At 63.6% G+C, this 25,027-nt stretch carries 24 protein-coding genes; 3 read left to right on the forward strand and 21 right to left on the reverse strand.

Features of this window, described 5'->3' with window-relative positions; translation table 11 throughout:
• Positions 1-47 precede the first annotated feature (47 nt).
• Together D0Y60_RS17370 and D0Y60_RS17375 are read right to left on the reverse strand one after the other, a co-directional pair.
• Positions 48-2,252, reverse strand: coding sequence for a primosomal protein N' (locus D0Y60_RS17370; protein WP_117371233.1), 2,205 nt, complete (start codon positions 2,250-2,252; stop codon positions 48-50).
• A gap of 57 nt (positions 2,253-2,309) precedes the next feature.
• Positions 2,310-3,446, reverse strand: coding sequence for an AAA family ATPase (locus D0Y60_RS17375; RefSeq protein ID WP_117371385.1), 1,137 nt, complete (start codon positions 3,444-3,446; stop codon positions 2,310-2,312).
• A gap of 147 nt (positions 3,447-3,593) precedes the next feature.
• Between D0Y60_RS17375 and D0Y60_RS17380 the strand changes: the two genes are divergently transcribed.
• Together D0Y60_RS17380 and D0Y60_RS17385 are read left to right on the forward strand one after the other, a co-directional pair.
• On the forward strand, positions 3,594-4,529 hold the full coding sequence (locus D0Y60_RS17380; protein ID WP_117371234.1) for a tyrosine recombinase XerC: 936 nt from the start codon (positions 3,594-3,596) through the stop codon (positions 4,527-4,529).
• 132 nt (positions 4,530-4,661) lie between these two features.
• A complete protein-coding gene (locus D0Y60_RS17385) occupies positions 4,662-5,675 on the forward strand; it encodes a TraB/GumN family protein (RefSeq protein WP_245409218.1) in 1,014 nt (337 codons plus the stop codon).
• Here D0Y60_RS17385 and D0Y60_RS17390 read toward each other — a convergent pair.
• From D0Y60_RS17390 to sdhC, 17 genes are all read right to left on the reverse strand, one after another.
• On the reverse strand, positions 5,659-6,159 hold the full coding sequence (locus D0Y60_RS17390; protein WP_117371386.1) for a DUF2867 domain-containing protein: 501 nt from the start codon (positions 6,157-6,159) through the stop codon (positions 5,659-5,661). The two genes, D0Y60_RS17385 and D0Y60_RS17390, sit on opposite strands and share 17 nt — an antisense overlap.
• Before the next feature lie 115 nt (positions 6,160-6,274).
• Positions 6,275-7,681, reverse strand: a complete 1,407-nt coding sequence (gene lpdA / locus D0Y60_RS17395) for a dihydrolipoyl dehydrogenase (protein WP_117371236.1) — start codon at positions 7,679-7,681, stop codon at positions 6,275-6,277.
• Positions 7,682-7,704: 23 nt separating this feature from the next.
• On the reverse strand, positions 7,705-8,457 hold the full coding sequence (locus D0Y60_RS17400; protein ID WP_117371387.1) for an SDR family oxidoreductase: 753 nt from the start codon (positions 8,455-8,457) through the stop codon (positions 7,705-7,707).
• A complete protein-coding gene (locus tag D0Y60_RS17405) occupies positions 8,454-8,942 on the reverse strand; it encodes a hypothetical protein (RefSeq protein WP_117371237.1) in 489 nt (162 codons plus the stop codon). The genes D0Y60_RS17400 and D0Y60_RS17405 overlap by 4 nt, the downstream gene beginning before the upstream one ends.
• A 3-nt stretch (positions 8,943-8,945) precedes the next feature.
• Complete coding sequence (locus D0Y60_RS17410; RefSeq protein ID WP_117371238.1) at positions 8,946-9,590, reverse strand: LysE family translocator; 645 nt, start codon at positions 9,588-9,590, stop codon at positions 8,946-8,948.
• A 13-nt stretch (positions 9,591-9,603) separates the two neighbouring features.
• Entirely contained in the window at positions 9,604-10,011 is a 408-nt protein-coding gene (locus D0Y60_RS17415; RefSeq protein ID WP_117371239.1) for an MAPEG family protein, read from the reverse strand.
• An 11-nt stretch (positions 10,012-10,022) separates the two neighbouring features.
• A complete protein-coding gene (odhB, locus tag D0Y60_RS17420) occupies positions 10,023-11,252 on the reverse strand; it encodes a 2-oxoglutarate dehydrogenase complex dihydrolipoyllysine-residue succinyltransferase (RefSeq protein WP_117371240.1) in 1,230 nt (409 codons plus the stop codon).
• A 53-nt stretch (positions 11,253-11,305) separates the two neighbouring features.
• Positions 11,306-14,302, reverse strand: a complete 2,997-nt coding sequence (locus D0Y60_RS17425; RefSeq protein WP_117371241.1) for a 2-oxoglutarate dehydrogenase E1 component — start codon at positions 14,300-14,302, stop codon at positions 11,306-11,308.
• Positions 14,303-14,445: 143 nt separating this feature from the next.
• Complete coding sequence (sucD, locus tag D0Y60_RS17430) at positions 14,446-15,348, reverse strand: succinate--CoA ligase subunit alpha (protein WP_117371242.1); 903 nt, start codon at positions 15,346-15,348, stop codon at positions 14,446-14,448.
• Positions 15,349-15,365: 17 nt separating this feature from the next.
• Complete coding sequence (gene sucC / locus D0Y60_RS17435) at positions 15,366-16,559, reverse strand: ADP-forming succinate--CoA ligase subunit beta (RefSeq protein WP_117371243.1); 1,194 nt, start codon at positions 16,557-16,559, stop codon at positions 15,366-15,368.
• A 16-nt stretch (positions 16,560-16,575) separates the two neighbouring features.
• The gene (gene mdh / locus D0Y60_RS17440; RefSeq protein ID WP_117371244.1) at positions 16,576-17,538 is read right to left on the reverse strand and encodes a malate dehydrogenase; all 963 of its coding nucleotides are present in this window, start codon (positions 17,536-17,538) and stop codon (positions 16,576-16,578) included.
• Between the two features lie 176 nt (positions 17,539-17,714).
• Entirely contained in the window at positions 17,715-18,920 is a 1,206-nt protein-coding gene (gene zapE, locus D0Y60_RS17445; RefSeq protein WP_117371245.1) for a cell division protein ZapE, read from the reverse strand.
• Positions 18,921-18,955: 35 nt separating this feature from the next.
• On the reverse strand, positions 18,956-19,498 hold the full coding sequence (locus tag D0Y60_RS17450; RefSeq protein ID WP_117371246.1) for a protease inhibitor Inh/omp19 family protein: 543 nt from the start codon (positions 19,496-19,498) through the stop codon (positions 18,956-18,958).
• A gap of 142 nt (positions 19,499-19,640) precedes the next feature.
• Positions 19,641-20,420: a succinate dehydrogenase iron-sulfur subunit gene (locus tag D0Y60_RS17455; protein WP_117371247.1), complete on the reverse strand. Its 780-nt coding sequence runs from the start codon at positions 20,418-20,420 to the stop codon at positions 19,641-19,643.
• 18 nt (positions 20,421-20,438) lie between these two features.
• Positions 20,439-22,280: a succinate dehydrogenase flavoprotein subunit gene (gene sdhA / locus D0Y60_RS17460; protein WP_117371248.1), complete on the reverse strand. Its 1,842-nt coding sequence runs from the start codon at positions 22,278-22,280 to the stop codon at positions 20,439-20,441.
• 6 nt (positions 22,281-22,286) lie between these two features.
• Positions 22,287-22,667 carry a succinate dehydrogenase, hydrophobic membrane anchor protein gene (gene sdhD / locus D0Y60_RS17465; RefSeq protein ID WP_117371249.1) on the reverse strand — a complete coding sequence of 127 codons (381 nt, stop codon included), beginning with the start codon at positions 22,665-22,667 and terminating at the stop codon, positions 22,287-22,289.
• A 10-nt stretch (positions 22,668-22,677) separates the two neighbouring features.
• The gene (sdhC, locus tag D0Y60_RS17470) at positions 22,678-23,070 is read right to left on the reverse strand and encodes a succinate dehydrogenase, cytochrome b556 subunit (RefSeq protein ID WP_117371250.1); all 393 of its coding nucleotides are present in this window, start codon (positions 23,068-23,070) and stop codon (positions 22,678-22,680) included.
• A 300-nt stretch (positions 23,071-23,370) separates the two neighbouring features.
• Between sdhC and D0Y60_RS17475 the strand changes: the two genes are divergently transcribed.
• Positions 23,371-23,832 carry a hypothetical protein gene (locus tag D0Y60_RS17475; protein WP_117371251.1) on the forward strand — a complete coding sequence of 154 codons (462 nt, stop codon included), beginning with the start codon at positions 23,371-23,373 and terminating at the stop codon, positions 23,830-23,832.
• A 27-nt stretch (positions 23,833-23,859) separates the two neighbouring features.
• Here D0Y60_RS17475 and D0Y60_RS17480 read toward each other — a convergent pair whose 3' ends face one another.
• Together D0Y60_RS17480 and D0Y60_RS17485 are read right to left on the reverse strand one after the other, a co-directional pair.
• On the reverse strand, positions 23,860-24,522 hold the full coding sequence (locus D0Y60_RS17480) for a methyltransferase (protein WP_117371252.1): 663 nt from the start codon (positions 24,520-24,522) through the stop codon (positions 23,860-23,862).
• A gap of 70 nt (positions 24,523-24,592) precedes the next feature.
• Positions 24,593-25,024, reverse strand: a complete 432-nt coding sequence (locus D0Y60_RS17485; RefSeq protein ID WP_117371253.1) for an EVE domain-containing protein — start codon at positions 25,022-25,024, stop codon at positions 24,593-24,595.
• Positions 25,025-25,027 lie beyond the last annotated feature (3 nt).

The raw sequence follows: 25,027 nt of genomic DNA on the forward strand, positions 1-25,027 counted from the left end.
AGAAGCAGACGGCAAAAATTCGCACAAGTCTTTGTTAACCACGCTCCTCACAGGAAGCTCTGCGGGTCGATGTCCAGTTGCACCTGTAAAGACGCCCGTTCCTTCGGCCCGTTGGCGAGCATGGTGCGCAGGAAGGTCTGCATGTCGCTGTTGCGTCGGCCGTGTACCAAAAGGCGGAACCGATGGCGCCCACGCACGAGCGCAAGAGGTGCTTCCGCCGGCCCGAGAATGGAGATGCCGGAAACCTGCGGCGCCGCCTGCCGCAAACCGCGCGCATGCGCTTCGGCCTCGTTGCGGGTGTCGGCCGAGACGATGACCGAGGCGAGCCGCCCGAACGGCGGCAGCAGCGCCTTTTCCCGCTCGCCGATTTCGCGATCGTAAAAGGCCTGAGCGTCGCCCGAGACGATGGCCTGCATAACCGGATGCGCCGGCTGATAGGTCTGGATCAAGCCGTGGCTCTTCAGGCCAGAGCGTCCCGCACGGCCCGTCACCTGCGAGAGCAGCTGGAAGGTGCGCTCAGCCGCACGCGGATCGCCGTTCGACAGGCCGAGATCCGCGTCGACGACGCCCACCAGCGACATCAGCGGGAAATTGTGTCCCTTGGCGACGAGCTGCGTGCCGATGACGATATCCGCCTCCCCACGCGCAATGGCCTCCAGCTCCAGCCGGAGGCGCTTCACGCCCATCAGGTCGGAGGAAAGGACGATAGTGCGCGCCTCGGGGAAATGTTTTTCCACCTCCTCTGCGATACGCTCCACCCCTGGGCCGCAAGCCGCAAGGTGATCGAAGGTGCCGCATTCCGGGCATGCTTCGGGCGTGCGCTCGGCATAGCCGCAATGGTGGCACTGGATCTGCCCACGAAACCGGTGCTCGACCAGCCAGCTCGAGCATTGGGGGCACTGGAAACGGTGACCGCAGACCCGGCAGAGCGTCAGCGGCGCATAGCCACGACGGTTGAGAAACAGCAGCGCCTGCTCTTCCTTTTCGATGGTGCGCTGGATGCCGCGCAGCAGGATCGGCGACAGGAAACCGCCGCGCGCCGGCGGATGGCGGCGCATGTCGACGAGATGCAGGTCCGGCAGGGCCGCATCGCCGTAGCGCGTCGGCAGGTGCAGCTTGCGATAGCGCCCGACATCGCTGTTGACCCTGCTCTCCACCGATGGCGTCGCCGAGACCAGCACGGCGGGAAAATCGCCGATGCGGGCACGCACCACCGCCATGTCGCGTGCATTGTAGAAGACGCGGTCTTCCTGTTTATAGGCAGGGTCATGCTCCTCGTCGACGATGACGAGGCCGAGATTTTCGAAGGGCAGGAACAGCGCCGAGCGCGCGCCCGCCACCACCCGCACATCCCCCGTTGTCACCTGCCGCCACACGCGCTCGCGGGTGCGCGGCGCGAGATCGGAATGCCATTCGGCGGGCTTCGCGCCGAAGCGATCCTGGAACCGTTCGAGGAAACTCGCCGTCAGCGCGATTTCCGGCAGCAAAATAAGGACCTGCTTACCGCGCCTCAGCGTCTCGGCAATCGCCTCGAAATAGACCTCCGTCTTGCCCGAGCCAGTAATCCCGTCGATCAGCGAGACGGAGAAGACACCCTTCTGCACGCTCTCCACCAGCTCCGCCGCACTCTCCGTCTGCGGCCCTTCGAGCCGGGGCACGACATAGTCCGGATCGGGTGCCGCTACCACCGGCGGCGGTGGCAGGAAGACGGTTTCGAACGTGCCCTGCTTCATCAGTCCGTCGATGACGCTGGACGAGGTGCCCGCAGCATGGGCAAGCCCCGACTTTGTCCAGGCAATGCCATCCTCGACCATTTCCAGCACACGTTCGCGGGCACTGGTCAACCGCTCCGGCCGATGGCCGGTGAAGCGCAGTCCCTCGATCATCGGCTCGGGGTCGAAAGCGGTCGGCGCGCGCAGCGCCATGCGGGCGACGAGGCCGGGCGGCGTCACCGTATAGGCGGAAACCCAGTCGAGGAAATCGCGCATCTCCTTGGAGAGCGGCGGGCAGTCGAAGACTTTCTCGATCGGCCTGAGCTTCTTCGGATCGACCTTGCCGTCATCGCCGCCATCCCAGACGACACCCGGCACCAGACGTGGCCCGAGCGGCACCTGCACGATGGAGCCGGGCTGCACGGCCATGTCCTCGGGCACCGTATAGGAATAGGGCACGGGTGTTGGCACCGGCACCATGACGGGCACCGTGCGCGGAAAAAGCCTGTCTCCAAAAAGATTGGTCGAATCGCTGCTCATAGAGCGCGACCATGCCCCCGCGGCCGCGGGAAGAAAACCGCAAAGATCGCAGCTCCGTTATTCGCCATCGTCATCCATCGCGCCGGTGAGCCGCATCCCGTCGATCCAAGTCGCCCCGTCATGGCGCACGACGCGCTTTGCCCTGACGCCGCAGCGCGTCTCCACTTCCAGCGCCAGCCGCTCGGAATGGGTGACGATCCACAGCTGGCTTGACTGCGCAGCGCGCGCGATCATTTCGGCCAACGGCGGCAGCATGTCGGGATGGAGGCTTGCCTCCGGCTCGTTGAGCGCGATCAGCGGCGGCGTGCGATAGGAGAGAAGCGCTGCGGCGAGCGCCAGAAAACGGATCTGCCCGTCGGACAGCTCGCGCGGCTGGAAGACACGTTGCGGAAACTGCGGGAAGACAAGGCCATAGGAGGCGAACTCTTCCGGGTTCGGCACCGTGAGCCGCGCCCCGCCAAAAGCATCCGCCACGGCGCGGTCGAGATCGATGGTGTCCTCCCGCGTCCAGGTCAGCGTGGCGAAGACTGCCGCCATGTTCGCTCCATTCTCATCGAGCAACGGGGCGGTGACGGCAAGGCAGGGCTGACGCAGCGCCGAATCGCGATCCGAACGGAAGCCATGGAAGAAGCGCCATTGCGAGACGGCACGGCGGAAGGTGCCGATTTCCGGATAATGCCCGGCATCGCCCAGCAGGGCCATGGCCGTCTCCGAGGTCATCGCCTGCTCGGGATGCTCGACCATGCGCCCCGTCTCGTTGCGCACCAGGATACCGGGGCCGGCACGCTTCATCACCGTCACCGGCCGGCGGCCGGTCTCGATGGTCAGTTCCTCGGCCTTGACCTGCGGTTCGAAGGCGAAGCCGGCAGCGGCCTTCGGCGGCCGCAGCCCTGCTTCGACGCGGTAGCGGAAGGTGATCGCCCGCTCCTCGTCCAGAAGCTCGGTTTCGAGGCGGATGCGCACCGGCTCGTTCGCTCGCCGCTTGCCCGTCCAGAGCGCCGAGGCCATGCCGCCCTCCGCCGCGATCTCATGCGCAAACGTCCCGCGCACCGCTGCCTGCACCAGTTGCAGCGACCGGTAGAGGTTCGATTTGCCGGCACCGTTCTCACCAACGAACAGGTTCACCCGCCCGAGATCCATGCGGATCGAGCGCAGGGAGCGATAATTTTCGGCGGACATCGACCGCAGCAGCATGGTTTCACCCGGCTTCTTGAACAAGGCGCTCTCTTACAGCCCACCGTGTCTAGAGGAAGGCGGCCCACTTTGCCCAGCCTTTTGGCTGAACGTTAGCAAAACCCTAACGCAAATCGCCGATCCTGCGGCAAACCGCGAAGGCAGGACATGACCGAACTTCTCATCATCGCCGATCCCGCGCTCTTGGCCGAGCGACAAGCCTGGCTTGCATCGCTTTCAGACGAGCGCCGTCTCGCCGGCCACACGCTCGATGCCTATGAGCGCGATACCCGACAGTTCCTCGCCTTCCTGACGCACCACCTCGCCGCCCCCGCCCGCCTGAAGGACATCGGCAATCTGCGCCCGGCGGACCTGCGCGGCTTCCTCGCCGCCCGCCGCCGCGACGGCGCGGGAGCCCGCACGCTCGGACGCGGCCTTGCCGGCCTGCGCTCCTTTCTGCGCCATCTCGAACGCAAGGGCCTTGCCAATGCCGCAGGCGCCTCGTCCGTGCGTTCGCCCAAACAACCGAAATCCCTACCGAAACCGCTTTCCGACCGCCAGGCCATCGCCGTCGTCGATGCCCATGAGCAGCTTGCCGAGGAGCCATGGATTCGCGTGCGCAATGCCGCCGTTCTCACCCTTCTCTATGGCTGCGGTCTGCGCATCTCAGAGGCCCTGTCGCTGACGCCGGCCGATTTCACCGGCAGCCCCACATCCTTGCGCATCACCGGCAAGGGCGACAAGACGCGTATCGTGCCGCTGATCGCGCCGGCGCGGGTCGGCGTCGAGGATTACATCAAGCTCTGCCCCTTCCCGCTTGGCGCTGACAAGCCGCTCTTCCGCGGCGCGCGCGGAGGACCGCTGCAACCAGCCATCATCCAGCGCGAGATGCAGAAGATGCGCGGCGCGCTTGGCCTGCCCGATAGCGCCACGCCGCATGCTTTGCGTCACTCCTTCGCTACCCATCTTCTGGCCGGCGGCGGCGACCTGCGCACCATCCAGGAGTTGCTCGGCCATGCCAGTCTCTCGACGACGCAGGTCTATACCGGCGTCGATTCGGCGCGATTGCTCGAAATATATGACCGGGCGCATCCCCGCGCCTGACCCCGTTAAGGGATTATGAGGATGAGGCGACTAGGGTCCGCGAAAAATGCACGGAGTTCGACCATGACAGTCCTTCTTCACAAGAGCCGCCTGGCACTTGCCGACCGGTTGGCCGATGCCGGCCTCTGGCTGATGGCCGCGATCCATGCGCTGATCGCCCTCTCCTTCCTCGTCATGCTTGCCGGCCTCTCCCCGGCGCGGGCGGAGGATCTGCCGACCTGCACCGGCAACAATCTGCTGACCAAATATGAGCAGGAGGATCCGGCCGGCTACGCCAAGCTGCGCGCCGAGGCGGACGCCACGCCAAACGGCAAGGCGATCTTCTGGAAGGTCGAGAAGGAGAGTAAGCCCGCCTCCTGGCTGCTCGGCACCATGCATGTAACGGATCCGCGCGTGCTCGCCATGCCGGAAGCCGCCCGCATCGCCTATGACAAGGCCGCCACCGTCATCGTCGAATCCGACGAGATCACCGACGAGAAGAAGGCGGGGGCGGCGATGATGGCGCGTCCCGATCTCATCATGTTCGCCGACGGCAAGTCGATCACCGACTTCCTCACGCCCGAGGATAAGGAAAAGCTGGAGAAGGGCCTGAAGGGCCGCGGCCTGTCGCTTGCAGCTGTCGCCCGCATGAAACCCTGGATGTTGATGAGCTTCGTGGCGCTACCCGCCTGCGAAGTCGCCCGCAAGACGGCTGGCGCCGCCTTCCTCGATCAGCAGCTTGCCAAGAATGCGCTTGCCGAAGGCAAGGTGCTGAAGGGCCTGGAAACGCTGATCGAGCAGATTTCCGCGCTGGATTCGCTGGCCGTCGAGCCGCAGATCAAGGGCCTCGTGCAGACCGTGGATCTCGGCGTTGACGGCCTGAAGGACGTCATCGAGACGATGAGCCAGCTTTATCTCTCGGGCGATACCGGCATGATCATGCCGATGATGCGCGCCGCAGCACCCCCGGGTGAAGGCGCGGACGCCTATGCCGAGTTCGAGCAGCGCATCATCGTCGATCGCAACCATACGATGGCCGACCGCGCGACGCCGATCCTCGATGGCGGCAACGTCTTCATGGCCGTCGGTGCGCTGCATCTCGCCGGCCCGGAAGGCGTAGTCGAACTGCTGCGCAAGAAGGGTTTTACCGTTACCGCGGTGAACTAAGCTTCAGCGCCCGCCGGCCGATGCCCGACAACATGGTGCGTACGATCAGCTTGTGAAACGGCATGACGGTGGCGAGATAGACCCGGCCGAGCAGGTTGTTGCGATGGACGAGCGTCATCACGCTCAAGGTCTGGCCGGTGGGCCGGTCCGCCATCACATCGATGACGATGCGGAAATCGAGATGCCGGTCGTCGAAACCCAGCACGACGCGCTCGTCGGTCGCACTCACCACCGGAAAACCGCCGATCTCCGTCTCCGAGGTCCTCACCTCTTCGGCCGCCCCCTTCAGCCCGAAAGGCGCCACGATAGCGTTGCGCAGCACCATAAGCCTGCGCACCCAGCCCGGCGGATGCTCCAGCGCCAGCCGCGCCGCCTCGCGTGCCGTCAGGTGCTCCACCGGCAGGCCGAGCGTGAAACGATCCGCCCAGTCGGCGGTGGGGAGCAACGGGTGCGGCAGGGAGACGGGTCGCGATACCGGAGACATGAAACCATCCTTTGTGGCCTTCATGCTGCGCCCGTTCGCAGAACGAAAACAGGCGGCTGGTTGTCGCAGCCGCCTGAAGAATGTTTAGCCTAAGCGAACGCGCTTCGGCCTCCGATCACATATGGATCGGCTTGAAGAAGGTCGCCAGCGCGGCTTCCTTCACGGCTTCCGACATGGTCGGATGCGCATGGCAGGTGCGGCCGAGATCTTCGGAGGAACCGCCGAATTCCATCAGCACGGCGGCCTCGTGGATCATCTCGCCGGCGCCGAAGCCGACGATGTGAACGCCGAGAACGCGATCGGTGTCCTTGTCCGCGAGAACCTTTACGAAACCGTCCGTCGCCAGCATGGCGCGGGCGCGCCCGTTAGCAGTGAAGGGGAATTTGCCGGCCTTGTAGGCAATGCCTGCGGCCTTCAGCTCTTCCTCGGTCTTGCCAACGGAGGCAACTTCCGGCTGGGTGTAGACGACGCCGGGGATGACGTCGTAGTTCACATGGCCGGCCTGGCCGGCGAGGATTTCGGCGACGGCGACACCCTCGTCTTCCGCCTTGTGGGCGAGCATCGGGCCGCGCACGACGTCGCCAAGCGCATAGATGCCGGGAACGTTCGTCTGGAAATGCTTGTCGATCTCGACGCGGCCACGGTTGTCAAGCGCGACACCCGCTTCCTTGAGGCCGAGACCTTCGGTGTAGGGCTTGCGGCCGGTGGCGATCAGCACGACATCGGCGTCGATGCTGGTGGCCTCGCCGCCCTTGACCGGCTCGAAGGTCACCTTGGCGCCCGAACCCGCCTTTTCGACACCCGTCACCTTGGCGCCGAGCTTGAAGTCCATGCCCTGCTTGGCCAGCATGCGCTGGAACTGCTTGGAGACATCACCGTCCATGCCGCCGAGGATGGTGTCGAGATATTCAACGACCGTGACCTTGGCACCGAGGCGCGCCCAGACCGAGCCGAGCTCAAGGCCGATGACGCCGCCGCCGACGACGACGAGATGGCCCGGCACCCTCTCAAGCGCGATGCCACCCGTCGAGGAGACGATGACCTTCTCGTCGATCTCGACCGGGACGCCTGGAATGCCGGCCACGTCGGAACCGGTGGCAATCACAATGTTCTTCGTTTCGAGGACCTGCTCTTCGCCCTTGTCATTGGTGACGGAGACCTTGCCGGCGCCGAGCACCTTGCCGGTGCCCTGGATGCCGTCGATCTTGTTCTTCTTGAACAGGAAGGCAACGCCATCAACGTTCGACTTCACCGTCGCATCCTTGTGCGCCATCATCTTGGCGAGGTTCAGCGTGGGCTTCACGCCCTCGATGCCGAGCGCTTCCATGCCATGGGCGACGTGGCTGTAGGTCTCGGAGGCATGCAGCAACGCCTTGGAGGGAATGCAGCCGACATTGAGGCAGGTGCCGCCATAGGTGGCGCGCTTTTCGACGACCGCGACCTTCAGGCCGAGCTGGGCCGTCTTGATGGCGCAGACATAGCCGCCGGGGCCGGAACCGATAACGATGAGATCATATGCCATGACAAGTCCTTCCTGCGCGGGGCCTAGCGGCCACCGCTGACGTTGAGGGCGGCACCCGTCACATAGGATGCCGCATCGGAGAGAAGATAGAAAATGGATTTCGCGACTTCATCGGCCGTACCCGGCCGCTGCATCGGGATGAGCGACGCCATGTCGCGTGCACGATCCGGCAGACCGCCGGAGGCGTGGATTTCGGTATCGATGATGCCGGGGCGCACGAGATTGACGCGCACGCCCTCCGCCGCGACTTCGCGGGCAAGACCGATCGTGAAGCTCTCGATGGCGCCCTTGCTGGCGGCATAATCGACATATTGCCCGGCAGCACCCAATTTCGCCGCGACGGACGAAAGGTTGACGATCGAGCCGCCCCTGCCACCATGGCGCGTCGACATGCGGCGCACGGCCTCCTGCGCGCAGCGGATCGAGCCCATGACATTGACGGCGAACATGCGCTCGAGCCGCTCGGACGACATCTCGTCGACGCGCTGCGGCGTGGCGACGATGCCGGCATTGTTCACGAGTCCATCGAGCCGGCCGAACGTGCCGTCGATGGTCGAGAAGATATTGGCAAGGCCAAGCTCGCTGCCGACATCACCCTGAACCGGGATCGCCGAGCCACCGGCCGCTTGGATCTCCGCGACGACAGCTTCGGCCGCCTCCAGATTGGCGACATAGTTCACCGCCACCTGCCAGCCGGCCGCACCGGCCATGCGGCACACGCTGGCGCCGATGCCCCGGCTGCCGCCGGTGACGAGGAGAACAGGGGCTTCCTTCATGCAGCGCATCCCTTTTGCCGGAAGACATCCTGCGGCACGACCTTCGCCTTGCCCTGCTCCCACAGCGCCGAGTAGCGAAGCGATGGACCGAACCCCGACAACAGCAAGCTTTGCGCCGCCTTGGCACCCTGATCGGGCACGAGGTTGGCATCACCCGCCACGTCGAGCGCGTAGATCACGCCCTCCCAGACGGTGCAGGCGGCGATTTCCTCGCCGGTCACGTCCCCCTCGGGGCAATTGTGCATGATCATGCCGTTAGAGCGCGCGGGATCGCCGGGCATGACGATGCCATCCAGCACCAGACCGCTTGCCAGGATCTTCAGCTTGAAGTGATGGCTCGTCGCTGCCGCATCCGAACCGACAGGCTGGAAAGTCAGCTCATAGCCCCCGTCGCGATCCGCATAGATCGCATGGTCCTGCCGGCACTCCGCCGCTGAAGCGGCGGTCGCGGCAATGAGACCGGTGAGGACGAGGGCGGCACGCATGGCTCAGTGCGCCTTTTCCGTCGCGAGCTTGATGCCGAGCGCGATGAAGACGAGGCCGCTGGTGCGGTCGATCCACTGGCTGGCGCGCGAAAAGGCGGCCCGCATGCGCGGCGTCGTCATGAACAGCGAGACCCCGACGAACCAGGCGATGAGGCAGGTCGCCATGACGAGGCCATAGCCGAACTTGACGGCGATCGGCGTGTGGGCGCTGACAACCGTCGAGAAGATCGACAGGAAGAAGAACACCGCCTTGGGGTTCAGTGCGTTGGCTAGGAAGCCGAGGCCGAAGGCGCGCAGCGCCGACTGCTCAACTTTCGCCTCACCGCCGGCCTTCACGGCCTCGGCGGAAAGGTCCGCCTTGCCGGCGCGCAGGGCCTTGATGCCGATATAGACGAGATAGGCGACGCCGCACCATTTCACGATGTTGAACAGGTAGATCGACTGGGAAATGATCAGCCCGAGTCCAAGGATCGTATAGGTGACATGCACCATCAGCGCCGCGCCGATGCCGAAGGACGTGATCACGGCGGCGCGGCGGCCCTGCACCAGCGACTGGCGCATGACCATGGCGAGGTCGGCGCCGGGCGAGACGATGGCAAAGGCAAAGATCGCCATCAGCGAGGCGAGTTCAACGAGGTATTGGCTCATGGAGTGCCCCTTCCTAGAAGATGACGGTTGCCGCCATGATCGCAAGGCCGATCAGCGCTACGAGCCAGACGAGCGAACGAATATAGGGAATGCCTGCCAGATAGAGCGGAATATAGACGAGCCGGGCAATAAACCACAGCCAGCCCCCTATGAGGTCCCAGCCAGACGTATCCGGCACAAGGGCAACCGCCAGCGCAAGCGCCACGAAGCCGGGATAGGTTTCACGGAAATTGGCCGACGCGCGCGCAGCGCGTCCGGCCAGAATGCCCTTGGGATGCCGCACCTCGTCACGCGGGCCGGCGTTCCATTCAGGGCCAAGCTCTTTCGTGGCGAGCATACCCTGAAGGGCAACATGGAAGACAAGCAGAGCCACGCTCAACACGAGCAGAATCTGGATGGGCGAAGCCGCCGCCGCTTCCATGAACACCTCCCTTAGAGATCGAGAACCAGACGTTCCGGATCTTCCAGGCTGTCCTTGACGCGCACGAGGAAGGTCACGGCCTCCTTGCCGTCCACCATGCGGTGGTCATAGGAGAGCGCGAGATACATCATCGGGCGGATGACGATCTGGCCGCCGACGACGACCGGACGCTCCTGGATCTTGTGCATGCCGAGAATGCCCGACTGCGGGGCGTTCAGGATCGGCGAGGACATCAGCGAACCATAGACGCCGCCGTTCGAAATCGTGAACGTGCCGCCCTGCATGTCGGCCATCGAGAGCGCGCCGTCACGGGCGAGCTTGCCGAGACGACCGATATCCTTCTCGATTTCGGCGATCGACATCTGGTCGGCATCGCGCACGACCGGAACCACGAGGCCCTTGTCCGTGCCCACGGCGACGCCAATGTGGCAGTAGTTCTTGTAGATGATGTCGGTGCCGTCGATCTCGGCGTTGACGGCCGGGATTTCCTTCAGCGCGTGCGTCACGGCCTTGGTGAAGAAGCCCATGAAGCCGAGCTTCACGCCGTGCTTCTTCTCGAACAAGTCCTTGTAGCGGTTGCGCAGATCCATCACGGCCGACATGTCCACCTCGTTATAGGTGGTGAGCATGGCGGCGGTGTTCTGAGCATCCTTGAGGCGCTTGGCAATGGTCTGGCGCAGGCGCGTCATCTTCACGCGCTCTTCGCGCGGTGCATCGGCTTCCGAGGAAGCCGCGCGAGCGACGACCTTGACCGGCTCAGCGGCTTGGGCCGGCGTCGAAGCCGTGATGCCCTTGGCGACGGCGGCGATGACATCACCCTTCAGCACCTGGCCGCGCTTGCCAGAACCATCGACCTGATCGGCCGAAAGGTTATTTTCGGCAAGCAGCTTGGCGGCAGCCGGCGCGGCCGGCATGGCAGCGGAAGCGGCAGGCTTGGCTTCGGCGGCCGGAGCGGCGGCGACCGCCTTTTCGGCAGCAGCAGGAGCGGCGGCACCGGCGGAGGCTCCTTCGGAGATCTGGCCAAGCAGGCCGCCCGGTGCGACGGTATCGCCGGCATTCGCCGTGATTTCCGAGAGCACGCCGGAGGCGGGTGCCGGCACTTCGATCGTTACCTTGTCGGTTTCGAGCTCACAGAGCGGCTCGTCGGCCTTGATGACGTCGCCGACCTTCTTGAACCAGGTGCCGACGGTGGCTTCGCTGACGGATTCGCCCAAAGTCGGGACGCGGATTTCGGTAGCCATGAGTGTGTTCCGTTCGTTTTGTCTTTGTCGCGGTTACGGGCTGACTTGGCGGATCAACCGCCCAGCGCGTCCTCGAGGAAGGCGGCGAGCTGCGCGAGGTGCTTCGACATCAGGCCAGTCGCCGGCGATGCGGCGGCCGGACGGCCGGTGTAGCGCACACGCTGGTACTTGGCGTCGATATGGGCGAGCACCCATTCGAGATAGGGGTCGATGAAGGCCCAGGCACCCATGTTCTTGGGCTCTTCCTGGCACCACACCATCTCGGCATTGCGGAAGCGTGAGAGCTCGTTGATCAGCGCCTTGGCCGGGAACGGATAGAGCTGTTCCAGACGCAGCAGATAGACATCGTCGATGCCGCGCTTTTCACGCTCTTCCAGGAGGTCGAAATAGACCTTGCCCGAGCACATCACGACACGGCGGATCTTGGCATCCTTCTGGAGCTTGATCGGGCCGTCCTTGATCACTTCGGCATCGTCCCACAGCAGGCGGTGGAACGAGCTTTCGCCGGCCATTTCCGACAGCGAGGAGACCGCACGCTTGTGGCGCAGCAGCGACTTCGGCGTCATCATGATCAGCGGCTTGCGGAAGTCGCGCTTCACCTGACGGCGCAGGATGTGGAAGTAGTTCGCCGGCGTGGTGACGTTGGCGACCTGCATATTGTCTTCGGCGCACATCTGCAGCCAGCGCTCGAGGCGGGCCGACGAGTGTTCCGGACCCTGGCCCTCATACCCGTGCGGCAGGAGGCAGACGAGACCCGACATGCGCAGCCACTTGCGTTCGCCCGACGAGATGAACTGGTCGAAGACGACCTGCGCACCGTTGGCGAAGTCGCCGAACTGGGCTTCCCAGAGGGTGAGCGCGTTCGGGCGGGCCAGCGAATATCCGTATTCGAAGCCGAGGACCGCCTCTTCCGAGAGCATCGAGTTGATCACCTCGTAGCGGGCCTGAGTCGGCGAGAGGTTGGCGAGCGGGATGTAGCGGTCTTCGGTCTCCTGATCGTAGAGAACCGAATGGCGCTGCGAGAAGGTGCCACGTTCGCAATCCTGACCGGACAGGCGGATCTTGGTGCCTTCGACGCACAGCGTGCCGAAAGCCAGGGCCTCGCCCATCGCCCAGTCGATGCCCTCGCCCGTCTCGACCATCTGCATGCGGTTGTCCATGAACCGCTGGATGGTCTTGTGGGCGCGGAAGCCGTCCGGGATCGTCGCGATCTTGCGGCCGATTTCCTTCAGCTGCTTCATCGGCACCGAGGTCTTGCCGCGACGCTGTTCGTCCTGGTTGTCGGCCGAGCGAAGGCCCGACCAAGCACCGTCGAGCCAGTCGGCCTTGTTCGGCTTGTAGGACTGGCCGATCTCGAATTCGGTTTCGAGATTGGCGCGCCAGTCGGCCTTCATCTTCTCGAACTCGCCTTCGGAGATGACGCCCTCGGCGATGAGGCGCGACGCATAGAGGTTGACCACCGTCTTGTGCGCGCGGATCGCCTTGTACATCTTCGGCTGCGTGAACGCCGGCTCGTCGCCTTCGTTATGGCCGAAGCGACGGTAGCAGAACATGTCCACCACCACCGGCTTGTGGAACTTCATGCGGAACTCGGTCGCGATCTTGGCGGCATAGGTCACCGCCTCCGGATCGTCGCCGTTCACATGGAAGATCGGCGCCTCGATCATCTTCGCCACATCCGACGGATAGGGCGAGGAGCGCGAGAAGGCCGGGTTCGTGGTGAAGCCGATCTGGTTGTTGATGATGACATGCACCGTGCCGGCGACGCGGTGGCCGCGCAGGCCCGAAAGGCCGAGGATTTCAGCCGTCACGCCCTGGCCGGCGAAGGCCGCATCGCCATGCAGCAGCAGCGGCATGACCTGGGCGCGTTCGGACAAGGGAATGATATCGCCTTCGAAGACCTTCGCCATCTGGTCCTGCTTGGCGCGGGCCTTGCCCATGACGACAGGGTTGACGATTTCGAGATGCGAGGGGTTCGCCGTCAGCGACAGGTGCACCTTGTTGCCGTCGAACTCACGGTCCGAGGAGGCGCCGAGGTGGTACTTCACGTCGCCCGAGCCTTCCACGTCGTCAGGCGCATAGGAGCCGCCCTTGAACTCGTGGAAGACGGCGCGATGGGGCTTGGCCATCACGTTGGTCAAAACGTTGAGGCGGCCGCGGTGGGCCATGCCGAGCACGATTTCCTTCAAGCCCAGCTGGCCGCCGCGCTTAATGATCTGCTCCAGCGCCGGGATCAGCGCTTCGCCGCCGTCGAGGCCGAAACGCTTGGTACCCTTGTACTTAACGTCGATAAACTGCTCGAAGCCCTCGGCCTCGATCAGCTTCTGCAGGATCGCGCGCTTGCCTTCGGCAGTGAAGGCAACGCCCTTGTCCGGACCTTCGATGCGCTCCTGGATCCAGCCCTTCTCTTCCGGGTTGGAGATATGCATGAATTCGACGCCGATCGTCGAGCAATAGGTGCGCTCAAGGATTTCGACCATTTCGCGCACGGTCGCGTATTCGAGGCCGAGCACGTTGTCGATGAAGATCTTGCGGTCGAGATCCTTCTCCTCGAAACCGTAGTTCGAGGGCGACAGCTCGTGATAGTCCTCGACGGGCGCGGCGATGCCGAGCGGGTCGAGCTTGGCGTGCAGGTGGCCGCGGGCGCGGTAGGCGCGGATCATCATGATGGCGCGCACCGAATCGCGGGTCGCCTGATTTACACCGGCCTGATCGACGGGCGCGCCGGTCTTGGCGGCGACGGCCTCGGCCTTCGCCTGCACCTTCTTTTCAAGCACCTTCTCGACGACGCCCCAGTTGCCGTCGAGCGCCGAGACGAGTTCGCCGTTGGCGACAATCGGCCAGTTGGCGCGCTGCCAGGAGGCGCCCTTGGCCGCCTTCACGATATCGGAGGGCTTGTCTTCCAGGGCCGTGAAGAAGGCCTGCCATTCCTCGCCGACGGAGGCGGGGTCAGCCTCGTACTTGGCGTAGAGCTGTTCGATATAGGCCGCGTTCGCTCCGTCAAGGAAGGAGGTGGCCAGGAATTGTTCGTTGGCGTCTTGCCGTGCCATGGTTTCTTGCGGGCGCCGCGCCCGCCTCCCGAACGATCGTGTTGACCGGGCTCTCCCCGGTTTGCCGCCCGCCGCAAGCCTGTCCGCTTGGTGACGGGAGAGACGGATCGGCCGGCTTTCGCCGGCCCATCCAGTGTCGCATCTCAGCCCTTGAGGACTTCGACGAGGGTCTTGCCGAGACGGGCCGGCGAAGGCGAAACTCGGATGCCCGCTGCCTCCATGGCTGCGATCTTGGATTCCGCATCGCCCTTGCCGCCGGAAACGACGGCGCCGGCATGGCCCATGGTGCGGCCCTTCGGCGCCGTACGGCCCGCGATGAAGCCGGCCATCGGCTTTTTACGGCCCTTCTTGGCTTCGTCGATGAGGAACTGCGCCGCATCTTCTTCGGCCGAGCCGCCGATTTCGCCGATCATGATGATCGAGGTTGTGGCATCGTCTGCCAGGAACATCTCGAGCACGTCGATGAATTCGGTGCCCTTGACCGGATCCCCGCCGATGCCGACAGCCGTGGTCTGGCCGAGGCCTTCGTTGGAGGTCTGGAACACCGCTTCATAGGTAAGCGTGCCGGAGCGCGAAACAATACCGACGGAGCCCTTGCGGAAGATCGAGCCCGGCATGATGCCGATCTTGCATTCTTCCGGCGTCAGGATGCCGGGGCAGTTCGGGCCGAGCAGGCGCGACTTGGAGCGGTCGAGACGAGCCTTGACGCGCACCATGTCGGCAACCGGGATGCCTTCGGTGATGCAGGTAATGAACGGGATTTCCGCTTCGATCGCCTCGATGATGGCGTCCGCGGCACCTGCCGGCGGAACGTAGATCACGGAGGCATCCGCGCCGGTCTTTTCCTTGGCTTCGGCAACCGAGGCGAAGATCGGCAGGCTTTCGCCCTTGGAGCCAGTCCAGGTTTCGCCGCCCTTCTTCGGGTGGATACCGCCGACCATCTGCGTGCCGTAATAGGCGAGCGCCTGCTCGGTGTGGAAAGTCCCGGTCTTGCCGGTCAGGCCCTGAACGAGGACCTTGGTGTTCTTATTGACGAGAATCGACATGAGGTCTGGTCCTTCCGTTAGCCGTTGATCGCGGCGACGATCTTCTTGGCAGCGTCGTCCAGATCGTCGGCGGCGGTGATCGCCAGGCCGGATTCGTTCAGGATCTTCTTGCCAAGCTCGACATTCGTGCCTTCGAGGCGAACGACCAGCGGAACCTTGAGGCCGACTTCCTGCACGGCAGCGACCACGCCTTCGGCGATGACGTCACACTTCATGATGCCGCCGAAGATGTTGACGAGGATGCCCTCGACCTTCGGGTCGGCCGTGATGATCTTGAAGGCCGCCGCCACCTTCTCCTTGCCGGCGCCGCCGCCGACGTCGCAGAAGTTCGCCGGCTCCTTGCCGTAGAGCTTGATGATGTCCATCGTCGCCATGGCGAGACCGGCACCGTTGACCATGCAGCCGATATTGCCGTCGAGCGCCACGTAGGCGAGGTCCCACTTGGAAGCCTCGATTTCCTTGGCGTCTTCTTCGGTCTCGTCGCGCAGCGCCTTGATGTCGTCGTGACGGAACAGTGCGTTGCCGTCGAACGAGACCTTGGCGTCGAGAACGCGCACGCGGCCGTTCTTCATGACAATCAGCGGGTTGATCTCGAGCAGGCTCATGTCCTTCTCGACGAAAGCCTTGTAGAGGATCGGGAAGAGCTTTTCGGCATCGGCCTTGGCTTCGCCTTCGAGCTTCAGAGCCGAGGTGAGCTTCGCCAGATCGTCGGCGGTGACGCCGGCTTCCGGGTTGATTGCGACGGTGAGGATCTTCTCCGGCGTGTCATGGGCGACGGCTTCGATGTCCATGCCGCCTTCGGTCGAAACGACGAAGGCAACCTGGCCGACGGAGCGGTCGACGAGCAGCGAGAGATACAGTTCACGGTCGATGTCGGCGCCGTCCTCGATATAGAGGCGGTTCACTTGCTTGCCGGCCTCGCCGGTCTGGGCGGTGACGAGCGTGTTGCCGAGCATTTCCTTGGCATGCTTCTTGGCTTCCTCGATCGAGAAGGCGAGGCGAACGCCGCCCTTGGCGTCGGGGCCGAGTTCCTTGAACTTGCCCTTGCCGCGGCCACCAGCGTGGATCTGGCTCTTGACGACATAGAGCGGGCCGGGCAGCGACTTCGCAGCCGCTTCAGCCTCGTCGGCGGAGAAGATCGCCACACCTTCGGCGACCGGCGCGCCGAAGCTCTTCAGCAGAGCCTTGGCCTGATATTCATGAATGTTCATGGGGATGATCCTGTTCTTACTTCAGCGAAGGCGCGATGTTGATGCAAGCTTCGCAAAGGCCGGCGACGGCCGCGACCGACTTCTCGAAGGCTTCCTGTTCGGCCTTGTTGAACTCGACCTCGATGATGCGCTCGACACCGCCTTCACCGATGATGGTGGGCACGCCGACATACATGTCCTTCACACCGTACTGGCCGGAGAGGTAGGCAGCGCAGGGCAGAACGCGCTTCTTGTCCTTGAGGTAGGATTCGGCCATTTCGATCGCCGAAGCGGCCGGCGCATAGTAGGCCGAACCGGTCTTGAGCAGGCCGACGATCTCGGCTCCACCGTCACGGGTGCGCTGGATGATTTCTTCGAGGCGTTCCTTGGTGACCCAGCCCATCTTGACGAGGTCGGTCAGCGGAATGCCGCCGACGGTGGAGTAACGGGCGAGCGGTACCATCGTGTCGCCATGGCCGCCGAGAACGAAGGCGGTGACGTCCTGGACGGAAACCTTGAATTCTTCAGAGAGGAAGAGACGGAAGCGGGCCGAGTCCAGCACGCCGGCCATGCCGACGACCATGTTCTTCGGCAGGCCCGAGAACTTCTGCAGCGCCCACACCATCGCGTCGAGCGGGTTGGTGATGCAGATGACGAAGGCGTTCGGGGCGTACTTCTTGATGCCGGCGCCGACCTGTTCCATGACCTTGAGGTTGATGCCGAGCAGGTCGTCACGGCTCATGCCGGGCTTGCGGGCAACACCGGCGGTGACGATGCAGACATCAGCACCTTCGATCGCAGCGTAATCGCTGGCACCCGTCAGCGAGGCGTTGAAGCCTTCGACCGGCGAGGACTGGGCGATATCGAGGCCCTTGCCCTGCGGGATACCGTCGGCGATGTCGAAGAGGACGATGTCGCCCAGCTCCTTCAGGCCGGCGAGATGCGCCAGCGTGCCACCGATCATGCCAGAACCAATAAGTGCGATCTTCTTGCGGGCCATGAAAGCTTCCTTTGCTCCGATCAACAGGCCCTCAATGTCGCAATTGCAGGACCTTTCGGCGCAAGGGCTTACGCTTCCCGGGTTAAAATTTCAACACATACTTTTGGACTGAAGTTTTTCAATCGGTTAGATGCAAAAATTCTTACGTCAACGTAAGAATATTCGTCATGCTTTCGTCACGACTTTGCTGTAACAGAGCTGTCTTGCGCTCCATATCTCGCATTGTGATCGGCGAGATATTCCGTGCTGCGGATTTCGATCAGGCGCGAGACCGTGCGGTCGAATTCAAACCCCTCCGTACCCTTGCGGGTGACGAGCAGGTTTTCGGGGGCGGCGGCCGCAGAGGCGAAGAGCCGGGCGCGATGATCGTAGATCGTATCGACGAGATTGATAAAGCGCTTGGTCTCGTTGCGTTTTTCGGCGCCCAGCAACGGCACGTGATCGACGAACAGCGTGTCGTAGTGCGACAGGATTTCGAGATAGTCCGCGGCACCCAGGGGCTTCTCGCAGAGATCGGCGAAGGAGAAGCGCGCAACACGGCCCGCTGCCTGCGGCACCGCAATGCTGCGCCCGCGGAAGGCGATGGTGGCCGGCGCCACGACGAGCCCCGCCGTCTCGCGCAGCCAGGCCGCATCCATCGCCCTGTCGGCCTTGTCGCCGAGCGGATGCCGGAAGACCGGCAGGCCGCTATCTTTCTCCATGCGATAATCCGTCAGCGAATCCAGCGGAACGATCTCGACATAGCGTTTGAGCAGATCGACGAAGGGCAGGAAAAGGCCGCGGTTGAGGCCGTCCTTATAGAGATTGTCGGGCTCGACATTCGACGTCGCCACCAGAATGCAGCCGCGCTGGAAAAGCTCGCCGAACAGCCGCGACAGGATCATCGCATCGGCGATATCGGTCACGGAAAACTCGTCGAAACAGAGAAGCCGGGCCTCCGAGACAAGGCTCTCCGCAACGGGCGGCACGGGATCTGCCTGCTTGGTTTCGCCGGCCTTCAGCTTCTGGCGATGCTTGTGGATGCGGTCATGCACATCGGCCATGAATTCATGGAAATGCGCTCGCCTCTTGCGCCTGACCCGCGCCAGTTCGAAGAACATGTCCATCAGCATGGTCTTGCCGCGCCCGACCCCACCATAGAGATAGAGCCCCTTGGGAGCGTTGACGGTCTCGGGTTTGCGGGAGGCGAAGAGCCAACCGAGCGCGCTGGACTTGCGCGCCGGACGCTGGGCGTGAAGATCGACAAGCAAACGGTCGAAGCGCGCGGCCATGGCTTTCTGCGCTGGATCCGGTTTCAGCTCGCCACTGGCGACAAGAGCCTGCAGCCTATCCGAGACGCCCTTGTCCGGATGCGTCAATCCGCTGTCCCAGTTCTTGGCCATGGGCGGCTTTTATCCGTGCCGTCTGAGAATGCAGATTAGCGCGAGAGGCTGACAGGCTGGCCCGAATTGGTCGTACCGCGGAACTGGGTATCGGCCGTCTTGTAGAGGCGTGCGATCGGGCTGCCGTTGCGATCCTTCAGCACGACCTGCTTGCCGGCGACTTCCCAGGAGCCCATGGCCGTCAGTTCGCCTGCGCAGCCGCGCGTGCCGCCGCGCGAACCGCTTCCGAGATTGGTCAACGTCAGGAACATGTCGCAGGAGGAAGCGCCGTTGGCAACCTTCCAGTTGCCGACCATGGCTTCCTTCTTGACATCAAGGCCTGCTGCCGCAGCAGCCGTATCGCCTGCAGTACCGGTGCCCGTCGCCATCGCGGTATCGGTCGTCGGCTTGTCGGGGAACTGGCCTGAAGTGTCGGTCGTCGGATCGGGCAGCTGGCTGGAAGAAACAGTACCAATCGGCTGCGCCTCCAGCGGCTGGATGTTCTGCTGCGTATTGACGCTGTCCATCGACGAAGTCCGCTGGCAACCCGCCAGAGCAAGCGCCATCATCAGTCCGCCTGCTACATGTACAACCCGCATGTCGAAACTCCTGATATCTGCCCGATACTGCTGCCCCGCAGCATTTCCGCCGAATTAACGTGAATCGCCCACACGAATCAAGACGAAACGGCCCGATTGTTCAAGCCGCCTCCTCACGTTTCGTGACTGCCGATTATGTAGGTCAGAGACGACGCTCGACCAGCATCTTCTTAATTTCGCCGATCGCCTTGGCCGGATTGAGGCCCTTCGGGCAGGCCTGCGCGCAGTTCATGATCGTATGGCAGCGATAAAGACGGAAAGGGTCCTCAAGGTTGTCGAGGCGCTCGCCGGTGGCTTCGTCGCGGCTGTCGATCAGCCAGCGATAGGCCTGCAGCAACACGGCCGGGCCAAGGTAGCGGTCGCCGTTCCACCAATAGCTCGGACAGGAGGTCGAGCAGCAGGCGCACAGGATGCACTCGTAGAGGCCGTCGAGCTTGAGGCGGTCCTCATGGCTCTGCTTCCATTCCTTGGCCGGCGTAGGCGATACCGTCTTCAGCCAGGGCTCGATGGAGCGATGCTGCGCGTAGAAGTTGGTGAGATCGGGGACGAGGTCCTTCACGACAGGCATATGCGGCAGCGGATAAACTTTAACCGCGCCCTTCACCTCGTCCATGCCCTTGGTGCAGGCGAGCGTGTTGGTGCCGTCGATGTTCATGGCGCAGGAACCGCAGATGCCTTCGCGGCAGGAACGGCGCAGCGTCAGCGTCGGGTCAATCTTGTTCTTGATGTATAGCAGCGCGTCGAGCACCATCGGGCCGCAATCGTCGACATCGATGTAGAACGTATCGACCGACGGGTTCTTCCCGTCATCCGGATTCCAACGGTAGATGCGGAATTCGCGGGTGTTCGTGGCGCCGGCCGGCTTCGGCCAGACCTTGCCTTCGGTCAGCTGCGAATTCTTCGGGAGAGCGAGTTCAACCATGTCCTGTTCTCCTCGATATCAGTAGACGCGCGCCTTGGGCGCGATCTTCTGGGGATCGATCCCGTCGGCGATGAGGTCGGTGTGCACCGGGCGGTAGTCGAGCTTGACGTCGCCCGCCTCGTTCACCCAGGCGAGCGTGTGCTTGCGCCAGTTGACGTCGTCGCGGCCGGCGAAGGGGCCGTCGACATAGTCTTCGCGGGCATGCGAGCCGCGGCTTTCCTTGCGGGCCTCGGCGCCATAGACGGTCGTGATGGCGTTGGCCATCAGGTTTTCCAGCTCCAGCGTCTCGACGAGGTCGGAGTTCCAGACCATCGAGCGGTCGGTGACCTTGATATCAGGCAGTTCCTTCCAGATCGCGGTCATGCGGCGGCAGCCGCTTTCAAGCGATTCCTGGGTGCGGAACACGGCCGCATCGTCCTGCATGGTGCGCTGCATCTTGTCGCGCAGGATGGCCGTCGGCGTACCGCCATTGGCGTTCCTGAGACGATCGAAACGGTCCATGATCTTGTCGCAGGCGGCGATATCGAGCGCCGGGACGGGGCCGACGCGGTCGATGACCTGGCCGGCGCGGATGGCGGCGGCGCGGCCGAAGACCACGAGATCGATCAGCGAATTGGAGCCGAGGCGGTTTGCGCCGTGCACCGAGGCGCAGCCGGCTTCGCCCACCGCCATCAGGCCGGGCGCGATGCGCTCCGGGTTCTGGCTGTCGGCGTTCAGCACTTCGCCCCAGTAATTCGTGGGAATGCCACCCATGTTGTAATGCACGGTCGGCAGAACCGGGATCGGCTCACGCGTCACGTCGACGCCGGCGAAGATCTTCGCGCTCTCGGAAATGCCCGGCAGCCGCTCGTGCAGAACGGCCGGATCGAGATGGTCGAGATGCAGGAAGATATGGTCCTTGTTCTTGCCGACGCCGCGGCCTTCGCGGATTTCCATCGTCATGCAGCGCGAGACGACGTCGCGCGACGCAAGGTCCTTGGCCGACGGTGCATAGCGCTCCATGAAGCGCTCGCCTTCGGAATTGACGAGATAGCCGCCTTCACCGCGGGCACCCTCGGTGATGAGGCAGCCGGCGCCGTAGATGCCCGTCGGATGGAACTGCACGAATTCCATGTCCTGCAGCGGCAGGCCGGCGCGGGCGATCATGCCGCCGCCGTCACCCGTGCAGGTATGCGCCGAGGTGGCGGAGAAATAGGCGCGGCCGTAACCACCGGTCGCCAGAACCACCATCTTTGCGGCGAAGCGATGGATCGTGCCGTCGTCGAGGTTCCAGGCGACGACACCGGTGCAGCGGCCATCGGCCGACATGATCAGATCGAGCGCGAAATACTCGATGAAGAATTCTGCATTGTTGCGCAGCGACTGGCCGTAGAGCGTGTGCAGGATGGCGTGGCCGGTACGGTCGGCGGCGGCGCAGGTGCGCTGCACCGGCGGGCCTTCGCCGTAGTTCTGCATGTGGCCGCCGAACGGGCGCTGGTAGATCTTGCCCTCGGCGTTGCGCGAGAAGGGCACGCCGTAGTGTTCCAGCTCATAGACCGCCTTCGGCGCTTCCATGGCGAGATACTGCATGGCGTCGACGTCGCCGAGCCAGTCGGAACCCTTGACGGTGTCATAGAGGTGCCACTGCCAGCTATCCGGCGTCATGTTCTGCAGCGAGGCCGCGATGCCGCCCTGGGCGGCGACGGTGTGCGAACGCGTCGGGAAGACTTTCGTGATGCAGGCCGTCTTGAGGCCCTGCTCGGCCATGCCGAGCGTGGCGCGCAGACCTGCACCGCCGGCGCCGACGACGATCACGTCGAAGGAATGGTCTACATAGGTATAGGCTTTGCCGTTGGCCGCCGGGGAGGAGATCGCTGCCATGGTGAATTATCCTGCGAAAGCGATTTTGAGGACGGCGAAAAGACAGAGACCGCCGACCAGGATCGCGAAGAACGTGTTGAGCATGAGGAGGCCGATCTTCACGCCTTCCGCATGCACGTAGTCCTCGATGATGACCTGCATGCCGAGCTTCATGTGAATGAGGCCGGAGATGACGACGAGGCCCATCAGGACGGCGACGATCGGGTTCGAAAGGGCTGCGGTGACTTCCGCATAGGAAGCGCCGTTGTAGCGGATGAGGAAGCCGACGAAGAACAGCATGAGCGGAACGTTGGCGACGGCCGTCAGGCGCTGGCGCCAAAAATGCTCCGTGCCGTCCTTTGCCGAGCCGAGACCACGAACCTTGCCGAGGGGAGTGCGCATGTCCATGGATGTTTCCTCAGCGGACCAGATAGCCGATGATCCAGATCAGCACCGTCAGGGCGACGGAGACGATCGGGGTCACGATAGCGAGCTTGGTGTTGAAGTGCTTTTCGTAGCCGCGGCCCATGTCCCACATGAAGTGGCGCAGTCCACCCAGCATGTGGTGCATCAACGCCCAAGTGTAGCCGAAGAGCACGAGACGGCCGATCAGCGACCCGAAGAGCCAGCTGGCCCATTCGAAGGACGCTTCGCCCGAAGCGGCGGCGATCAGCCAGAAGGCAACGAGCACGGTGCCGAAATACAGCGCCGCACCGGTGATGCGGTGCACGATGGACATGACCATCGTCGGGATCGGTTTATAGACTTGGAGATGCGGCGAGAGCGGCCGGCTTCGAGTGACATTCGCCATCTGAACCTCACGGAACCCCGGAGAGCCAAAAACTGGACAAATTTTCTCCGGAATTGCAGTATGTTGTGCACAATGCAGTGATTGCGACACTTACTCACCAGAAAGCGGAACCACAAGCCTCATTGCAGTGCAAAATGAATTTAATCGATTAAGAAGCGGACAGCGTTTGCGCCATTCCGGGACGCTTTTCCCGCATTAACGATATCGACAAAAATCGCAGGGAAATCCGTGACTTTCGCCGCCCCCTGCCCCATCTTGGCGTTAACGATTTGTTAAGCGTAACCCGGAAGGCAGGACAGAATGACTCTGTTTTCAGCGCCCCATGCGACCAAAGTTCTAGGACTTGCGATCGCACTCGCAACGAGCGGCATGACGGCCGCCCATGCCGGCGGCAACAGGGACGGCTTCGGCTGGTCCGAACCCAATATCGAAGGCCGCACCATCACGCGGCGTGACCGCGAGCGCCACCACCATCGCGAAGCCTGGCGGCATCGTGACCGCGAGGACCGCGGTTCGCGCTATTCGGAGCGCCGTCGCGAGCAGCGCGGCTGGGGCACGGGCGATTTCTACGGCGGCGCAATCACCGCCTATCGCGACCGTGGCAACGGCACCTATTTCTACATCGACAACGACGATTATTTCGGCGACGTGATCGAAGCACCGCGCTACAGCCGCGGCGGGCCGAAGGTCATCCAGGTCGTGCCGGGGCAGAATGACTGCTCATGGGAAATGGGCGTCTGCGTTATCCGGCCCAATTTCTGATCCGGAAATCTTCCGCGCAGAGCAGCTTCAGGCAGCGTCCGGACTGGCCTTGAACCGCCACACCGTGGTCTTCTTGACCTCGCTGTCCTCCAGCGCCCGCGTCACCGGCACCGTATAGGTCGCAAGCGCCTCCATGCGCTCGCGCGGGCAATAGGCGCGGCCGGGATCGCCGACCAGCACCGCCGCACCGCGCGCCGCAAGCCTTGAGAACCACGGGATCAGGACATCGGCGAAACCGCGATCGTAGAAAACGTCGCCGGCCAGCACCACGTCCCAGCCGTCATCGCGGCCCACCATATCCTCGACCGTGTAGTCGACCGACACATCGTTGAGCGCGGCATTCAGCCGGATCGCCGTCTCGCTCCACGGATCGATATCCGCCGCAAGCACGGCCGATGCGCCGGCCATGCGCGCGGCGATGCCGACGAGGCCGGAGCCACTGGCGAAATCCAGCACGGACTTGCCGGTGACGAGATCGTGATGATCGAGCACATGGCGGGCAAGCCCCTGCCCGCCCGCCCAGGCGAAGGCCCAAAAGGGCGGCGGCAGGCCGATCTTCTCCAGCTCCTCCTCCGTCTTCTGCCACAGGTCATGCGCCTCGGTCGCCAGCCGGAGTTTTATCTCCGGCACATGCGGCGGGGTCAGCACGCCGGTATTGTCCCGGATGAAGATTTCGGGGTCGGTCCTCACGTTCGCACCGCACCGAAATGGGAAATCCGGTTTTCGGAGAAAGCGACGCGAAAAGCAAAAGCGCGCAACATCAGCGCGGCGGGTTGTCGAGACCGCCCATGCGGCAGACCTCGATCCACTCCTCCTCCGTCACCGGCTGCACAGAGAGACGCATGGAGGTGACGAGCGACATGTTGGCGAGCTTCGGATTGGCCTTGATGTCCTTCAGCGACACCGGCTTGGGCATGTCCCGCACGGCGCGGATATCGACGCAGTCCCAGCGCGGATCCTCGCCGGCCGTCGTGTCCGGGTGCGACAGCGCACAGACTTCCGTGATGCCGACGATGTCGAGCCCCTCGTTGGAATGGTAGAAGAAACCCTTATCGCCGATCTTCATCGCCCGCATGTTGTTGCGCGCGAGATAATTGCGCACGCCGGTCCATTCGGTGCCCGCCTCGCCGGCGTCCTTCTGCATCTGCCAGGACCATTTGAAGGGTTCGGACTTGTAAAGCCAGAATGCCATGGG

It is taken from the genome of Shinella sp. WSJ-2, from assembly GCF_003432075.1.
Lineage (GTDB): Bacteria > Pseudomonadota > Alphaproteobacteria > Rhizobiales > Rhizobiaceae > Shinella.

Coding starts and splice junctions, on each gene's coding strand:
- D0Y60_RS17370 (WP_117371233.1), bottom strand. CDS start 2,252: ATGAGCAGCGATTCGACCAATCTTTTTGGAGACAGGCTTTTTCCGCGC.
- D0Y60_RS17375 (WP_117371385.1), bottom strand. CDS start 3,446: ATGCTGCTGCGGTCGATGTCCGCCGAAAATTATCGCTCCCTGCGCTCG.
- D0Y60_RS17380 (WP_117371234.1), top strand. CDS start 3,594: ATGACCGAACTTCTCATCATCGCCGATCCCGCGCTCTTGGCCGAGCGA.
- D0Y60_RS17385 (WP_245409218.1), top strand. CDS start 4,662: ATGGCCGCGATCCATGCGCTGATCGCCCTCTCCTTCCTCGTCATGCTT.
- D0Y60_RS17390 (WP_117371386.1), bottom strand. CDS start 6,159: ATGTCTCCGGTATCGCGACCCGTCTCCCTGCCGCACCCGTTGCTCCCC.
- lpdA (WP_117371236.1), bottom strand. CDS start 7,681: ATGGCATATGATCTCATCGTTATCGGTTCCGGCCCCGGCGGCTATGTC.
- D0Y60_RS17400 (WP_117371387.1), bottom strand. CDS start 8,457: ATGAAGGAAGCCCCTGTTCTCCTCGTCACCGGCGGCAGCCGGGGCATC.
- D0Y60_RS17405 (WP_117371237.1), bottom strand. CDS start 8,942: ATGCGTGCCGCCCTCGTCCTCACCGGTCTCATTGCCGCGACCGCCGCT.
- D0Y60_RS17410 (WP_117371238.1), bottom strand. CDS start 9,590: ATGAGCCAATACCTCGTTGAACTCGCCTCGCTGATGGCGATCTTTGCC.
- D0Y60_RS17415 (WP_117371239.1), bottom strand. CDS start 10,011: ATGGAAGCGGCGGCGGCTTCGCCCATCCAGATTCTGCTCGTGTTGAGC.
- odhB (WP_117371240.1), bottom strand. CDS start 11,252: ATGGCTACCGAAATCCGCGTCCCGACTTTGGGCGAATCCGTCAGCGAA.
- D0Y60_RS17425 (WP_117371241.1), bottom strand. CDS start 14,302: ATGGCACGGCAAGACGCCAACGAACAATTCCTGGCCACCTCCTTCCTT.
- sucD (WP_117371242.1), bottom strand. CDS start 15,348: ATGTCGATTCTCGTCAATAAGAACACCAAGGTCCTCGTTCAGGGCCTG.
- sucC (WP_117371243.1), bottom strand. CDS start 16,559: ATGAACATTCATGAATATCAGGCCAAGGCTCTGCTGAAGAGCTTCGGC.
- mdh (WP_117371244.1), bottom strand. CDS start 17,538: ATGGCCCGCAAGAAGATCGCACTTATTGGTTCTGGCATGATCGGTGGC.
- zapE (WP_117371245.1), bottom strand. CDS start 18,920: ATGGCCAAGAACTGGGACAGCGGATTGACGCATCCGGACAAGGGCGTC.
- D0Y60_RS17450 (WP_117371246.1), bottom strand. CDS start 19,498: ATGCGGGTTGTACATGTAGCAGGCGGACTGATGATGGCGCTTGCTCTG.
- D0Y60_RS17455 (WP_117371247.1), bottom strand. CDS start 20,420: ATGGTTGAACTCGCTCTCCCGAAGAATTCGCAGCTGACCGAAGGCAAG.
- sdhA (WP_117371248.1), bottom strand. CDS start 22,280: ATGGCAGCGATCTCCTCCCCGGCGGCCAACGGCAAAGCCTATACCTAT.
- sdhD (WP_117371249.1), bottom strand. CDS start 22,667: ATGGACATGCGCACTCCCCTCGGCAAGGTTCGTGGTCTCGGCTCGGCA.
- sdhC (WP_117371250.1), bottom strand. CDS start 23,070: ATGGCGAATGTCACTCGAAGCCGGCCGCTCTCGCCGCATCTCCAAGTC.
- D0Y60_RS17475 (WP_117371251.1), top strand. CDS start 23,371: ATGACTCTGTTTTCAGCGCCCCATGCGACCAAAGTTCTAGGACTTGCG.
- D0Y60_RS17485 (WP_117371253.1), bottom strand. CDS start 25,024: ATGGCATTCTGGCTTTACAAGTCCGAACCCTTCAAATGGTCCTGGCAG.